Raw genomic sequence first — 15,166 nt, forward strand, 5'->3', positions numbered from 1 at the left:
CTTATTCCGCCGCGATGCTGGTTTCGGCGGCGACCAGGGCCTCTGCCTCGGCCAACGGGCCGCGCTCGATCCAGTCGGCGACGTCGAAGTCCGCCTCGAGGAAGCCCCAGGCGAACAGGAAGTCCTTCTGTGCCGACAGCCCCGCGATGTATTCGTCGGTCAGCCTGGGACGCAGGCTGGTGGCATAGCGCGGGAAAGTGGCGGCGATCGTCTCGCGGTCGGACCGGCCGTCTTCCTCGGTCAGGGCGTCGAGCGCCTCGTCCGGGTTCGCCTCGGACCACTCCGCCGCGCGCAGCAGGGCGGCGATGTAGCGCACCACGAGGGGCCGGTGCTGGTCGAGGAAGCTGCGGTGGACGGTGAGCGGGCGCGGGGTGCCGTTGTTGATGCGGTGCAGCGGGTCGGGCTCGTCGGTCAGCCGCACGAGTTCGTGCAGCTTCCCGCCATGCTCCCGGAAGAGACGCAGGCCCGAGGACTGGCGCAGGAACACCGCGTCCACCCGCCCGTCGAACAGCGCCGCGAGCTCGGCCGCGCCCGAGGCGAACCCCTGTCCGCGCTCGACCGGCACGTCGACGAAGGTCACGTCGTTGCGGTCCAGTCCGGCGATGTCCAGTCCGCTCGCCAGCCCGTGGAAGTTGGCGCCGCGCTGGAAGTCGATCGAGATGCCCTCGTAGAGCGGCACCGCGAGCCGCTTTCCGGCAAGGTCGGAAAGCGAGCGGATGTCGCTGTCCCCACGGACCACGATCGACTGGAACTCATCCACCCAGCTGATCGCCAGCACCACCGTGTCGGCACCCCTGGCGCGCGCCCAGATCGGAGGGATGTTGCCGCCTTCGCGGAACATCGAGGGGATCGAGTGGTCGAAATGGCTTTCGCGCACCGCAGCGTCGCCCGATTCCTGGAGTGAGCGCAGGACCGCGCCGCCGTCCGCGAATTCGTCGTGCAGGAAGCCGCGCTGGATGGCGATGGTGGAGGCGGTGGCGCCGCCGCAGCGTGTGAACAGGATCTCGGTATCGCTCATGATCGTATCCTTGCTTGCTTGGTGGTCGGTGGAAATCAGGTGCGGCGCCACAGCGCGTCGGTGCGCCAGGCGGAGAAGGCGGTGCGGTCCGGGGTCACGCCGCCGATGGTGCGCGAGACCGCTTCCTGGTTGTTGGAGAAGCCCCAGATCAAGAGGCCGCCCTTGTCGTGCTGGATGCGCTGCGCCGCGCCGACGAGCGCCTTGCGCTTCTCCACGTCGGGCTGGGCGGCGGCCTCGGTGACGAGGCGGGTGAACTCGGCGTCCCGGAAGTGCGTCTTGTTGCCCGCCGCGCGCGGGCCATCGTGCTGCTGCAGGGTGAGCAGGAACGGGCGGGAAACGCCGACGACGGTGCTGAAGGTCCAGTTGTTCTTGTCGGGCCCCGCGAAGATGGAATCGTCGACCAGCTTGATCTTCACCTCGACGCCTGCCCCGCGCGCCTGCTGGGCGAAGACGATGCCTGCGTTGCCGCCCGCGCCCGCCGTCGTCACCAGTTCGACCGCCAGCCCGCCGCCGTGGCCGGCCGATCGCAGCAGGCTGCGCGCCTCGGACAGATCGCGGGTGCGCTGGGGGATCTCGTGGTCATAGGTCGGGTCGCTCGGCGCATAGAGGTCGTTGGCTACGCGGCCCTGACCGTGGAGCACGCGCTCCACCAGCTCGGCGCGGTCGGCGATCAGGCGGAAAGCCTTGACCACGCGCAGGTCGTCGAAGGGCGCCTTCGACAGGTTCATCGCGAAGCCGTGCCAGGCGTCGGTCTGCGAGGACACCACCTCGAACCGGTCGGAGGACTTGAAGAACGCCAGCTGCTCGAAGGCGATGGTGGGGGAGACGTCGACCTGCCCGGTCTGCATCGCCTGGAGGCGCGCGATCGGGTCCTTGAAATCGATGATCTCCACTTCGTCGAGGTAGGGCTGGTCCGCCTTGTAGTAGTTCTCGAACTTCGAGAAGGTCGAGCGCTGGCCGGGCGTGAAGCTCTTGAGGCGGTACGGCCCGGCGCCGACCGGATTGGTCACCGGGTCGTAGTCGACAGGCACGATGCCGCCCCAGCTCATCCACAGTTCGGGCAGCGCGGCAAGGCCGTGGCCGGCCTCGAAGGGGATGCGCACCGTCAGCGGATCGAGCGCGGTGATCGCGTCGCGCCGGAGCGACGGAAGATAGTAGCCGTAGGGCGAGGCCAGCGCGGGGTCGGTCAGGCGGCGGAGCGAATGGATGACATCCTCAGCGCGGATCGACTTGCCGTGGTGGAATTCCAGCCCTTTCCTAAGGCGGATGGTCCACTCGGACGCATCGTCGTTGACTTCGGCGAACTCGGCGAGGGCCAGGCCGGGATGGGCTTCGCGGTCCCACTCCCACAGCTTGCTGTAGAGCGCCCAGCCCCGGAACGAGCCGGTGCCCAGCGGCTTGTGCGCGTCGAGGTTGCCGGTCTGCGCGCCGGCGATGATCGCGATGCGGGCCTTGCCGCCGGACTGCGGCTTGCCGCCCGAAAGGGCCGGGCCGGGCTTGCTGTCGCCGCAGCCCGCAAGCAGGCCGGTGCCGAGCGCGAGGCCGCCCGAAAGCAGCGCTCCCTTCGCGAGGAATGAACGGCGCGACTGGGCTTCGGACACGAATGGCTCTCCTTGCGTGGCTGTGCCGTGAGTGGAGCAAGGGGCATGCCAAGCGGGGATTCGGGCGCTTCGCGGCGGGAAGGGGGCCTCCAGATGACGGAGCCTGCGCGGTTCTCAGCGGAGGGTGTTCGGTTTGGCGCAGGCGAGGCGGGTGCGCTCCGCGTTTTCCTACATCGCCGGGCGCTGCTACCTTCGCGCAGGTTCTTTCACATCGTCGATCCCGCGCCAGCCTCGTCCCATGAGCGATGTTTCCGCGCGCATGTACTTCATCAACCAAACCGCCGGTCGACGAACCTCGCCACCGGTCGCACGATTATATTTCCGTCATCGCAGGAAGCATCGCGGTGATCAGGAACACCCACCGCGGCTGCTGAATTCTCCACAACCGGTGCACCCACCGGGCGCCGATGACGGCGTAATCTCCCACTGGCACGGTTACTGCTTTGCAAGCCTTCACATCAGTGGAGCGCCGCCCATGACCATCGAATTCTTCGCCCGCCTGCCCCTGCACGGGGAAACCCAGTTCATCCCCGGCGACAACCGCAACCGGGGCGACTGGAACCGCCAGCCGCATGCCAGCACCGGCGCGGTCTCGTCCGGTGAAGACGGCGACTTCGCCTATATCGACTACCTCAGCCAGGTCGCCCGCGCCGCCGAGATCAACGGCTTTGCCGGTGCGCTGCTGGTCAATGCCCCGTTCGGCGACGAGCCCTGGATCGTCTCGGCCGCGCTGGCCCGCGAGACGAAGCGCCTACGCTTCGTCGACGCTTTCCACCCCGGCCACTTCAGCCCTTGGCAGGCCACGCAGATGGCGGCCAGCTTCCAGCGCGTCAGCGGCGGCCGCCTCGTCTGGAACGTGATCCAGGGCGGCTCCGACGGACTGCTGCGTGCCAACGGCGAACCGCTGCCGCACGACGAGCGCTATGCCCGCGCGATCGAATTCCTCGACCTCGTCAAGGGCTTCTGGAACAACGAGAGCTTCCACTACGAAGGCCAATACTACCGGGCCGACGGCGGGGGCCTGCGCGGTCCGCTGGCGCAGGCCCCGATCCCGGTGATTTGCTCGGCGGGCACCTCGGAGGGCGCCAAGGAACTCGCGGCCAAGCACTCCGACTATTACCTCGTCCTCGCGGAATCGCCCGAACACGTCGCCCGCAACATCGCCGACGTGAAGGAACGCGCCGCGAAATACGGCCGCGCCGACCAGATCCGCTTCGGCGTCTCGGTCGACGCCATCGCCCGCGAGACCGACGAACTCGCCTACGCCGAGGCCAAGCGCTTCTTCGACGAGGGCGTGCGGGCCGGGACCGTGAAGGCCGCAGCCGAGCGCTCGGAGCATATGTCCGACACCAACCGCGAGCGGTTCAGGCGCTACAATGGCCGCGAGGTGAACGGCTTCGAAGACCTCTTCGTCGAGCCGCACCTGTGGGGCGGGTTCGGCTGCATCGGCATCCCGCCGGGCTTCGCCTTCGTCGGCAGCTACGAGAATGTCGCCGCCAAGATCCGACAGTTCGCGGACCTCGGCCTCTCGTGGTTCTTCCTCAACGGCTACCCGCACCTCGAGGAAATCTACCGCTTGGGCGAGCATGTCCTTCCCCGCTTCCGGGCGCCGAGGCTGGCATTGGCCGAAGATCAGGCGGTCCCGCTGGTCTCGGGCGGCGGCATCGCAGCGCGCGGTAACGGGTGATGGACAACCTCACCAGGCGCGCGCTGATCGGTGGCGCAGCGGGCGCGGGATTGCTGCTCGCAGGTTGCGGCAGCCGCAGCGAAGGGACGAGCGAGGCTCCCAAGCAGCCCCGGCGGGGCGGCCGGCTGCGGCTCGGCATCATCGACGGCGAGCGGTCGGGCAACCTCGATGCCCACAAGCCGCTCGGCACCGGCAGCACGATCCGCGGTTTCGCGATGTACGACAAGCTCTGGGAGTGGAGCGACGACATGCTCCCCACGCTGGCGCTGGCGGAATCGGTCGAGCCCAACGCCAATGCCAGCGCCTGGGACATCCGCCTGAAACCGAGCCTCGAGTTCCACAACGGCAAGACGATCACTGCCGACGACGTGCTGTTCTCGATCCGGCGCATCACCGATCCCAAGCTCGCCTCGCCCTACGGTGCGCTGGTCTCACCGGTCGACCGGGACGCGGTTAAGAAGCTCGACGAGAGGACCGTGCGCATCCCGATCCGCGAAAGTCACGGCTTCGTCGCGCTGCCCGAGACCTGGACCAACTTCGGCGGGATCGTACCCTCCGACTACGATCCCGTCACCAACCCGGTCGGCGCCGGGCCTTATAAAGTCGACAAGTTCGAGCCCGGCCAGCGCGCCACCTTCAAGCGCTTCGACAACTACTACAAGCCGGGCAGGCCTTACCCCGACGAACTGGAGATCATCGAGTTCAAGGACCAGACCGCGCGCATCGGCGCGCTGCTGGCGGGACAGATCGACCTCGCCAACGCGATCCTGCCCGAGCAGGCAGGGCTGATCCGCCGCGATGCCCGCGCGCGCATCCTCACCTCGCAGACCAACGGCTGGCAGTCGTTCGACATGAACACCAAGGAAGGCCCCTTCGCCGACGTGCGGGTGCGTCAGGCTTTCCGCCTCCTCGTCGACCGGGAGGAACTGGTCCGCCGGGCGCTGCAGGGGGAAGGGCGCATCGCCAACGACCTGTACGCGCCGCAGGACCCCACGTTCGACAAGGCCATCGCCCAGCGCCGGCAGGACATCGACGAGGCGCGCAGCTTGCTCAAGCAGGCAGGCCATGAGGGGCTGCGAACCGAACTGGTGGTCGGCCCGGCGAACGTGGCGGCGGCGCTGGTACTGAGCGAGCAGGCCAAGCGCGCAGGCGTGGACGTTCGGCTGCGGCAGGTCGATGCTGCGACCTTCGCGGGGCCTGCGAGGCGAAGCTGGGAGATCAGCACCGGTGGCACGCTGGGCGTACCCTGGCTTTCCACCGCGCTGCACATCGACGCGCCGAGCGCGGTGTCGAACAAGACCAACTTCGCCGACCCGCGCTTCGCCACCCTGTTTGGCGAAGCGCTGGCCCAACCGGACCTCGCCGCCCGCGCGCAGCTGGTCCATGAGATGCAGCGCATCCAGCACGACAGCGGCGGCCTGCTGATCTGGGGCTTCGCCAATACGCTTGACGGCGTGGGCCCCCGCGTGGGGGGTATCGCAGCGGAGCGCTCGCACTTTCCGACATGGCGGTTCGACCGGATGTGGGTCTGAGCACATCGGCGCAGCGACGTGCGGGCGTGCTGTTGAAATATCATCACGCAGCCTCGCCGCCACCGTTCAAATCGGCTGTCCTGCGCGGTTGGCACGGCCTTTGCTCTTACGACCGGGACCACGGAGTTCCAATGACCGACAACGTCCACACCATCGGCGAAACCGCAAGGCCGGAGCGGCTCGACCATATCCTGTTCACCCGCTGCCCTGTGCCGACCGCCTCGGGCATCGCCCACTCGCTCGGCTGGCTGGGCGAGGAGTTCGCGCGCGATGGACTGCGCGTCGAGGCGCTGCAGGACAAGCCGCGCGCACAGCGCCTGCATCACAACGAGCACGACATCCCCGGCCTGTTCCGCGAGGGCGGCAACATTCCCGCGCTCGCCGCCAAGGCCAAGGGCGCGCCGACGCGCGTGGTCGGCCTCACCTGGATCGACGAGTGGCAGGCAATCCTCGTCCGCCGCGAGACCGGCCCGATCGCGCCCGCGCAGCTCAAGGGCCTGCGCATCGCCCTGCCGGCCTGGCGCGATACGCGCGGCGGCAGCATCGCGCGGGGCATGTCGCTGGCGGGCATCAAGGGTGCGCTGGGCATTGCCGGCCTGGTGCTTGAGGACGTGACGTTCGTCGATGTCGCCCTCGCGCCGCTTTCCGAGGATTCCGGCGTGAACCTCGCCCACATGTGGTCGGGCATCGATGCGCTCGCCGCGGGCAAGGTCGACGCGGTCTACGTCAAGGGCGCCTCGGCAGTGGACGCGGCCAAGCGGGCCGACGTCGTGGTGGGCATCGATCTCGATTCCTACCCCAGCCGCCTGACGCGGGTGAACAACGGCACCCCCCGCCCGATCACGGTCAACCAGGACCTGCTCGACAATCATTTCGACCTCGTCGTGCTGTTCCTGGAGCAGACTTTGCGCGCCGCCGACTGGGCCGCGCACAACCTGCCGGCGCTGCGCGAAATCCTCCAGAAGGAGACCCACGCCGGTGCCGCCGGGGTCGAGGCCGCCTACCGCAACAACTTCCACCGCTCGCTCCACCCCGACCTGTCCGACGAGCGCATCGCACTGCTCAAGCGGCAGGCGAGCTTCCTGTGGTTGCACGGCTTCCTAGAACACAGCGTCGACATCGATGGCTGGATCGACCGCCGACCGCTCGAAGCTGCTCTCGAACGCCGCGCTGCCCAGACGCGCGCCGCCTGAACCTTCTGAGGAGAATGACCATGGCCGCTGTAATCCAGACCCCTGCCGAAGACCTGAACTCGACGGTCCTCGACTTCGCGAATGACGTCGCCCGCCAGGCCGCCGAAATCTTCCGCGCCTACCGCGAGACCGCCACCATCACCGCCAATGGCACTGTCGGCTTCATCGAGCGCGTGCCCGGCGAGGACAAGATCGTCTCGGTCAACCTGCCGCACCCGTTCGACCGCAGCATCTACAGCAACGAGCCGCTGAACTTCACAGTCACCGGGCTCGACGGCACCGCGTACAAAGGCCGCGCCAACGGGCGCTACCTCAAGGTGTTCAACGCGAACCCGACCGTTACCTCGCTCAGCCACGTCCACTCGCCCTACCTCGGCGCGTGGGCGCAGACGCACCGCACGCTGCCGATCAGCTACGTGCCGGTGCAGCGCTTCCACCTCGCCCGCGAGCTGCCGGTCTACATCGACCGCCGCCAGGACGAGGCCGAGTTCATCAACGAAAAGCTGGCCGAGAACCCCTTCACCCCCGCGATCATCGAAGCCAACGGCGGCGCCACCGTATGGGGCTGGAAGGGCCTGCGCGATCTGGCCGAGTTCATCCTCCTGCTGGAGGAGGGCGCGCAGATCCAGATCCAGGCTCAGGCGCTCGGCGGCTCGCGCACGTACGGTCCCGGCGTGCTGCGCCAGCAGTGGAAGATGTCCAAGCGCTACGACGAGGCTCGCGGCCTCGGCCTGCTGCCCATTACCGACCTCGACTGATCCGGGAGCCAGACCGATGACGCGTCCCTTGAAGCTGCTGTGGTATCTCACCGCCCCAGACGGCCCCTATCCCTGGGCCGAGGAAGGGCGCTGGCAGACCGGTTTCGACCACCTCGAACAGCTTGCCAGGACCATCGACAAGCTGGGCTTCTACGGGGCGCTCCTGGGTTCCAGCGCGTTCGAGAGCCTTGCCGTCGCTGCCGCGATGATTCCGGCGACGGAGCGGATGAAGTTCCTCGTCGCGCAGCATCCCGGCGAACTGTCGGCTGCGGTGCTGGCCAAGTACGCGCAGACTTTCGACCACTTCTCGAACGGGCGGCTGCTGTTCAACGTCGTCAACGGCAACGACGCCGGCCTGGCCGCGCTGGGCGTCCATTACCCGCACGACGAGCGCTACGACTTCAGCTTCGAATACTGGGATGCCTTCCGCAAGGTCTACGGCGGCGACCGCAGCGGCTACGACGGCCAGTTCGTCAAGCTCGCGCCGCGCGGCGAGGGCGGCGCGCCGATGAGCGTGTGGTCGGGGCCCTACCAGCCCGCCGGCGTACCGCTGTGGGGCGCAGGCACTTCGGGGCCGGGCGTCGCCCATTCGGTCAAGCTGCTCGACGTCTACCTGAGCTTCGCCAACACCCCGCCGCTGCTGGGCGACAAGTTCCGCCGCGTCGGCGCGGAGGCCGCGAAGATCGGCCGCACGCTGGAATACGGCACCCGCCTTCAAATCATCGTGCGCGAAACCGAGGAAGAGGCTTGGGCCCATGCCGACTGGCTGCTCCAGCGCTCCTCGGTCGAACACGCCGAACGTTCGATCCGGATGCGCCTGCCGACCGGCGAGACGCTAGAGACCTACCGCAGCCCCGACGCGCAGGTGCAGCGCAATATCGATATCGTCAAATCAGGCCGCCTGCCGAGCGCCCGCGATCTCGAGGTCTATCCCAACGTCTGGGTCGGGCCGGCGTGGTTTGGCTTCGACATCATGGGGCCGGCGGCGGGCACAACGCTGGTCGGCTCGGCCGAGAACGTCGCCGCTCGACTGCGCGAATATGCGGAGCAGGGTGTCGGCGCCTTCATCCTCTCGGGCTTCCCGCTGATCGCCGAGGCGCACCGCGTCGCCGAGCTGCTGTTCCCGCTGCTCGACCTCGACCACGGCTTCGACGTCCCGTCGCTGCGCGTCGGCCCGCCTCGCACGGAAAAGTCATTGCAGCCGGTGCCCGAGACGGTGCCTGCCTGAAAGGGCTCCCCGAACCGATTGCAGCGGCAAGGATGCAAGATGGCGACGATCTATTCCGAGCAGACCCCGCGGGCGGTAAGCCCCTCGCAGACTGACGACACCGTCGCCCATAATGCAGGTGCGCCGGGCAGCGAGGGTTTCGCGCTGCCGTCGTGGCTGCCGTGGCTGGGAGGACGCGTCCTTTCGGGATTGGCAACTGCCTTCGTGATCTCGGTGCTTGTCTTCGCGGCGACACAGGCGCTGCCGTCCGATCCGGCGCGGGTCATCCTCGGCCCCGACGCGACGGAAGACAGCATCCGCGTTCTCCAGCAGCAACTCGGGCTCGACCAGCCGATCCTCGTCCAATACGGCCGGTGGGCGGCGCGGGCGATGACGGGCGAGTTCGGCGTTTCGCTCGATTCCAACGTGCCTGCCGGACAGATCGTGGCCGACCGCTTCGGAAACTCGGCGGCGCTGATGGCGATCGTCCTCGTCCTGGCAGTTCCGATCGCCTTCCTCGGCGGCGTGGCGCTGGCCATCCGCCGCGACAGCCGGATCGACAGCTGGACGATGAACGCGGTGATCCTGTTCAAGGCGCTGCCGGGCTTCGTTCTCGCGATCGGCCTGATCCTGCTGTTCTCGACGACGGTATTCCCGATCCTGCCGGCGGTGTCGCTGATCGATCCGGCGATCTCGCCGTTCCTGCAGCCGTTGTATCTTGTGCTGCCAGCGCTGACGTTGATCCTGACCGTCGCGCCGTTCCTGCTGCGGCTGGTGCGCTCTGCGATGATCGAGACGCTGGAGGCGGATTACGTCGCGGCCGCCCGGCTGCGCGGCATTCCGGAGCGCCGCGTGGTCTGGGGCCATGCCGTGCCGAACGCGCTGGTCCCGGTGATCCAGGGCATCGCGCTGACGAGCCGGATGCTGCTGGGCGGGGGGCTGATCGTCGAGGTGGTGTTCAGCTATCCCGGCATCGGCAACGCGCTCAACGCCGCGATCGAGCTGCGCGACGTGCCGGTGATCCAGGTGATCACCCTGACCATGGCGGTCGGCGTTGTGTTCATCAATTTGCTGGCCGATGTCGCGACAGTCTTGGTAACGCCCAAGCTGCGTACCTCCTCGCGGCCGCGACTGCGCGCCGGTACGCGCGCGAAACTCAAGCTGAAGGCGGGCGGAGTATGAGTTCCGGACTTTCGACCTTGCGCCGGGGCCCGCAGGCGCGGCTGGGCTTCGCCTTTGCCGCCACGGTGCTGGTCGTGGCGCTGCTCGGCCCGCTGGCGGCGCCGCAGTCGCCGCTGGGGCTGGTCGGGCCGACGTACGGGCTGCCCGGCGAGGGCACGCTGCTGGGCTACGACTACCTCGGCCGCGACGTCTGGTCGCGCCTGCTCCACGGCGGCCGCTCGGTGCTGTGGATGAGCTTCGCCGCCTCGGTGATCGCGCTGGCCGCAGGTGCGGTCATCGGCATCGCGGCCGGGCTTTCGAAACGCTGGATCGACCATGCGGTCGTCTGGGGAACCGACGTGCTGCTCGCCTTCCCAGACCTGATCCTGGTGCTGCTGGTCGTCTCGATGCTGGGGCGCGAGCCTTGGCTGATCGTTCTGACGGTGGCGATCTCGTTCGTGCCTGGCGTGATCCGGCTGGCGCGCGGCGTCACGCTCGGCGTGGTCTCGCAGGAGTACGTCGAGGCGGCGAAGCTGATGGGCTACCCGTGGTGGCGCATCGTCCTGCTGGAAATCCTGCCCAACATCTCGACGCCGCTGCTGGTGCATCTGGGCATCATGCTCACCTGGGCGATCGGGATGCTCTCGGGCTTGAGTTTCCTGGGCTATGGCGTGGCACCGCCCGCCGCCGACTGGGGCCTGATGATCAACGAGAACCGCGCGGGCCTGATGATCCAGCCCTGGGCGGTGCTTGCCCCGATCGCGATGATCGGGGTGTTCGCGCTCGGCACCAACCTGCTCGCCGAGAGCGTCTCGCGCGCAGGTTCGCGCATTGCGGTGCGCAAGGGCGTGAAGTCGCGGGCGCGGACCCTGATGCGCGGCAACAAGCGCCGCCTGCGGGAGAGCCAGTCATGAGCGTCGTGCCGTTCGTCAATGCGGTGCTCCAGGTTCGCGACCTCTCCGTTACCCTCGGAGACGGGCCAAAGATCGTCGGCGACATCAGCTTCTCCGTCTTCCCCGGCGAGATCCTCGGCGTCGTGGGAGAGAGCGGCTCGGGCAAGACCAGCATCGCGACCGCGCTTCTGGGTGACGCGCGCGCCGGTGCGGTGATCGCATGCGGCTCGGTCTTCGTCGACGGGCGCGACATCCTCGCACTGGACGAGGCCGAGCGCCACACAATGCGCGGCTCGGTCGTCTCGCACGTCGCGCAGGACCCGGCGCTGGCGCTCAATCCGATGCGGCGCATCGGCTCGCTTCTGGAAGAAGTGCTGCGCGTCCACCTGCCGGCGCTCGGCAAGGCGGGCCGGCAGGCCCGCATCGCCGAGGCGGCGGCCGATGTCGGCCTGCCTGCCACCTCCGAATTCCTGCGCCGCTTCCCGCACCAGCTATCGGGCGGCCAGCAGCAGCGCGTGCTTCTGGCGCTCGCGGTGCTGCTGCGGCCCCAGCTTATCGTCCTCGACGAGCCGACCACCGCGCTCGACGTGACCACGCAGGCCCGGGTGCTGGCCACGTTGCGGGACCTGTGCCGCGACCGGGGCATCGGCGCCGTCTATGTGTCGCACGATCTCGCTGTCGTACGCGAACTGGTCGACCGGGTCGTCGTGCTCTACGCCGGGCACATCGTCGAAAGCGGTTCGCGCGACCACCTTTTCGAAAGCCCCGCGCATCCTTACACGCGCGGCCTGCTCGACGCCGTGCCCGACATCTCCGGACGGCATGCCGTCCGCCCGATCGGCGGCCATGCGCCGGCCCTTCAGGACCGGCCCGAGGGGTGCGCCTTTGCGCCGCGCTGTTCGCTGCGCAGCGCCAGTTGCGCCGTGCGGCCACCCTTGCGTGAGTTCGGCGAGCGGCGCCTCGTCGCCTGCCACCACCCAGTTCGCGGCAAGCGCGAGGACGTCCCGGCCACCTTCCGTGCGCCCGCTTTCGCGGAGCAGCGAGCGCTGGCCGTGCTGGGCGGCGTTTCAGCCAGCTACGGCGCCAACCAGGTGCTGTTCGACGTCGATCTTTCACTGCCCAAGGGCTACTGCACGGCGCTGGTGGGCGAGAGCGGCTCGGGCAAGACCACCTTCTCGCGCGCATTGGTCGGCGCGGTGGAGGATGTCGAAGGGACTTTCGAATACGACGGGCGGCTCGTCCCGCTGTCCGGCAACCGCGACATCGACCTGCGGCGGCGCATCCAATACATCTTCCAGAACCCGTTCCGCGCGCTCAACCCGCGCCAGACGGTGGGGCAGATCCTGCGCACCGCGGCGTTGCACTTCTTCCCCATCCGCTCGGCCGACGCCGACCGCGAGGTCGCCGCGGTGCTCGAACGGGTCGCGCTGGCACCGGAACTGGCGCCGCGCTACCCGCGTGATCTGTCGGGCGGCGAGCGGCAGCGGGTCGCCATCGCGCGCGCGCTGATCTGCAAGCCAGAGTTGCTGATCTGCGACGAGATCACATCCGCGCTCGACGTCTCAGTGCAGGCCGCAATCATCGACCTGCTGCGCCAGCTCCAGCGCGAGTTCGGCCTGACGATCCTGTTCGTGACCCACGACCTCGGCGTCGTGCGCGCAGTGGCTGATTGCGTGGCGGTTCTCCAGCATGGCCGGATCGTCGAGCATGGCCCGGTCGATCGGCTGCTGGACCAGCCGGAGCATTCCTACACCCGGGCGCTAGTGGCGGATTCACCGCGACTTCGCGAGACGGTCGCGTGAGTTCGGAAAGGGTATAAAGGTGAGCTATCCGGGCGTGTAGGATTCCCAAGTGTTTTAGTAGACAAGACGTGGTAGGGTATTCGCAGCAAGTGGAAGCGGACTACCGCACTGGCTTGAAAGCTAGGGGCGTTAAGCACGGGGAGCTTTCGACATGCGCGACACAATCCTGAAATTCGAGGTCTCCGCACTGGCCATCCGGGCGCGGACCTTCATCTTCTCCGATCCCCGCTCGAAGGCGCTGTTGCCGTTAATTGAGCGCACGGCCCCGAGCGATGCGACCGTCATGATCACGGGTGAAACGGGGACCGGCAAGGAACTCGTGGCGCGCTACGTCCACCAGCAGAGCGCGCGGGCCGACCGGCCGTTCGTGGCCGTCAATTGCGGCGCATTCTCCGAAACCCTGATTGAGAGCGAACTGTTCGGGCACGAGCGGGGTGCCTTCACCGGGGCCACCAATGCAAAGGAGGGATGGTTCGAGGCTGCCAACGGCGGCACCCTCTTCCTCGACGAGGTGGGCGACCTGCCCCATTCGCTGCAGGTCAAACTGCTGCGCGTGTTGCAGGAGCGCGAAGTCGTGCGGATCGGGGCGCGGCGACCGGTTAGCCTGGACTTCCGCCTGATCGCTGCCACCAACGTCGACCTGCGCGCGGCGGTAGAGGCCGGCAAGTTTCGCGAGGATCTGTTCTACCGCCTCGGGGTGGTGACCCTGCCGCTGCTGCCCTTGCGCGAACGGCGCGCGGACATCCTACCGCTGGCGCGCCATTTCTTGGGCGTCTACGCGGAAAAGTCCGGCTCTGCCGCGATTGCGCTGAGCCCCGACGCCGAGGACGTCGTGTTTCACCATGCCTGGCCCGGCAACATCCGGGAACTGGAGAACGTCATCCAGCGCGCGACGCTGATGGCGCCGGGCAAGTTCATCGAGCCCGAGCATCTGGGCCTGCCCACGCCCCAGGCGCGTAGCGGATTGCCGGAGAGCGCGCCCACGCTGGCCGGTGCCACCGAGAGCCTCGATCAAATCCGCGCCACGGTGTCGCAGCTGATCGGCTTCGGCGAGCCCGAATTGCTGGACCGCCTGATCGATCTGGCGGTGCGCGAGGCCTATGCGCTGTCGAATGAGAACCAGGTGCGCACAGCGCAGGCGCTGGGCGTCACTCGCAACGTGATACGCACCTATCTCAAGAACGCCGGACTGATCGGCGACTAGGGGCGTCAAATCCTCCCCATCGCCTGCGGCGACAGGGAGGACTTGTCTCTCATACCGTTGCGGCAGCGCGCTCCCGCAGACGGGCCTGCGCCGCTTCAAGCGGCCGGCGGTCGACCCAGTCCGCGAGGTCGAAATCGCGGTCGAGGAGATTGTGGACGTACATGAAGGTCTTCTGCTGCTCGAACAGCGCGAGCCGTTCGTCGGACAGGTCCGGGTGGAGATCGGCCAGCGTCTCGTCGGAATAGGCGCGCGCCACGCTGTCGGCCTCGGCGCGGGTTTCGCCGCCCAGCACCTCGCGGACCCTGGCCTGGTTGGTGCCCGCCCAGTCGGCGGCGGCCAGCGTGCGCTCGAGGAAGCGGACGACGAGGTCGAAGTGGTTGTCGAGCAGATCCTGGTGGACGGTGATCGGCCGGGGCGTTCCGTTGTTCACGCGCCAGCGGCGATCGGGCAGGGCATCGAGATCGATGCCAACCTCGAGACCGAGGCGCTTCGCCGCATCGATGGCAGACGCGCCCTTGACGTAGGCGGCGTCGACCCGGCCCTCTACGAGATCGGGCAGGCCGGTCCACAACGACTGGAGCTGCGTGCGATCGTCGCCATCGGTCTGGCGCTGCTGGCCGACTTCCACGAAATGCACGTCGTCGAACGTCAGCCCCGCATAGGCGAGTGCGCCCTTGATCCCGTGCAGGCTCATGCCGCGCGCGATGCTGGAGCCACGCACGTGCGCGGCGTCGGGCTTCTCGGTCCAGCCGGGCAGGGCGAGGCGCTTGCCCTTGAGGTCTTCGGGGCGACTGATGCCCGAGCCGGGACGGACGAGGATCGCCTGCGCCTCGTCCGTCCAGGTCAGGCCGATCAGCCGGCTCGGCGCGCCCTGCGCCCGCGCTGCGATGGCCAGCAGGTTGCCGCCTTCACGGATGAGGGAGGTAAGCTGGTGGTCGTAGTGGTGGCGGCCCAGCTCGCGATTGTCCTGCAGCGTTGCAATCTTGATCCCGTCGGGCGCGAACTCCGCGTCCAGCCAGCCCAGCCTGTAGGCGAGGCCGGTGGCGGTCGGGACCGGGCAGCGGGTGAACCAGATCGTATCGATGGCGTCAGTCATTGATGGCCTCCTTG

At 68.2% G+C, this 15,166-nt stretch carries 12 protein-coding genes; 9 read left to right on the plus strand and 3 right to left on the minus strand.

The window, feature by feature from the left end:
* Window position 1: 1 nt before the first annotated feature.
* Together PMI02_RS11570 and PMI02_RS11575 are read right to left on the minus strand one after the other, a co-directional pair.
* A complete protein-coding gene (locus PMI02_RS11570; protein ID WP_007682758.1) occupies window positions 2-1,018 on the minus strand; it encodes an ABC transporter substrate-binding protein in 1,017 nt (338 codons plus the stop codon).
* A 35-nt stretch (window positions 1,019-1,053) separates the two neighbouring features.
* Entirely contained in the window at window positions 1,054-2,619 is a 1,566-nt protein-coding gene (locus PMI02_RS11575) for an ABC transporter substrate-binding protein (RefSeq protein WP_007682759.1), read from the minus strand.
* 475 nt (window positions 2,620-3,094) lie between these two features.
* Here PMI02_RS11575 and PMI02_RS11580 point away from each other — a divergent pair, with 475 nt between their 5' ends.
* The 9 genes from PMI02_RS11580 to PMI02_RS11620 all read left to right on the plus strand — a co-directional run bounded on the left by PMI02_RS11580 (window position 3,095) and on the right by PMI02_RS11620 (window position 14,056).
* Window positions 3,095-4,306, plus strand: a complete 1,212-nt coding sequence (locus PMI02_RS11580; RefSeq protein ID WP_007682763.1) for an LLM class flavin-dependent oxidoreductase — start codon at window positions 3,095-3,097, stop codon at window positions 4,304-4,306.
* The gene (locus tag PMI02_RS11585) at window positions 4,306-5,838 is read left to right on the plus strand and encodes an ABC transporter substrate-binding protein (RefSeq protein ID WP_007682765.1); all 1,533 of its coding nucleotides are present in this window, start codon (window positions 4,306-4,308) and stop codon (window positions 5,836-5,838) included. The genes PMI02_RS11580 and PMI02_RS11585 overlap by 1 nt, the downstream gene beginning before the upstream one ends.
* 131 nt (window positions 5,839-5,969) lie before the next feature.
* The gene (locus PMI02_RS11590) at window positions 5,970-7,031 is read left to right on the plus strand and encodes an ABC transporter substrate-binding protein (protein ID WP_007682767.1); all 1,062 of its coding nucleotides are present in this window, start codon (window positions 5,970-5,972) and stop codon (window positions 7,029-7,031) included.
* A 20-nt stretch (window positions 7,032-7,051) separates the two neighbouring features.
* Window positions 7,052-7,789, plus strand: coding sequence for a class II aldolase/adducin family protein (locus PMI02_RS11595; protein WP_007682768.1), 738 nt, complete (start codon window positions 7,052-7,054; stop codon window positions 7,787-7,789).
* Window positions 7,790-7,805: 16 nt separating this feature from the next.
* Window positions 7,806-9,017, plus strand: coding sequence for an LLM class flavin-dependent oxidoreductase (locus PMI02_RS11600; RefSeq protein WP_007682771.1), 1,212 nt, complete (start codon window positions 7,806-7,808; stop codon window positions 9,015-9,017).
* 39 nt (window positions 9,018-9,056) lie between these two features.
* Window positions 9,057-10,178, plus strand: coding sequence for an ABC transporter permease (locus tag PMI02_RS11605; protein ID WP_007682773.1), 1,122 nt, complete (start codon window positions 9,057-9,059; stop codon window positions 10,176-10,178).
* Complete coding sequence (locus PMI02_RS11610; RefSeq protein WP_007682775.1) at window positions 10,175-11,071, plus strand: ABC transporter permease; 897 nt, start codon at window positions 10,175-10,177, stop codon at window positions 11,069-11,071. The genes PMI02_RS11605 and PMI02_RS11610 overlap by 4 nt, the downstream gene beginning before the upstream one ends.
* Entirely contained in the window at window positions 11,068-12,852 is a 1,785-nt protein-coding gene (locus PMI02_RS11615; protein ID WP_007682777.1) for an ABC transporter ATP-binding protein, read from the plus strand. Before PMI02_RS11610 ends, PMI02_RS11615 begins: the two co-directional genes overlap by 4 nt.
* 151 nt (window positions 12,853-13,003) lie before the next feature.
* A complete protein-coding gene (locus PMI02_RS11620; protein WP_007682780.1) occupies window positions 13,004-14,056 on the plus strand; it encodes a sigma-54-dependent Fis family transcriptional regulator in 1,053 nt (350 codons plus the stop codon).
* A 49-nt stretch (window positions 14,057-14,105) separates the two neighbouring features.
* Here PMI02_RS11620 and PMI02_RS11625 read toward each other — a convergent pair whose 3' ends face one another.
* A complete protein-coding gene (locus tag PMI02_RS11625) occupies window positions 14,106-15,152 on the minus strand; it encodes an ABC transporter substrate-binding protein (RefSeq protein ID WP_007682782.1) in 1,047 nt (348 codons plus the stop codon).
* Between the last annotated feature and the right edge of the window lie 14 nt (window positions 15,153-15,166).

Source organism: Novosphingobium sp. AP12 (genome assembly GCF_000281975.1).
Taxonomy (GTDB): Bacteria; Pseudomonadota; Alphaproteobacteria; order Sphingomonadales; family Sphingomonadaceae; genus Novosphingobium.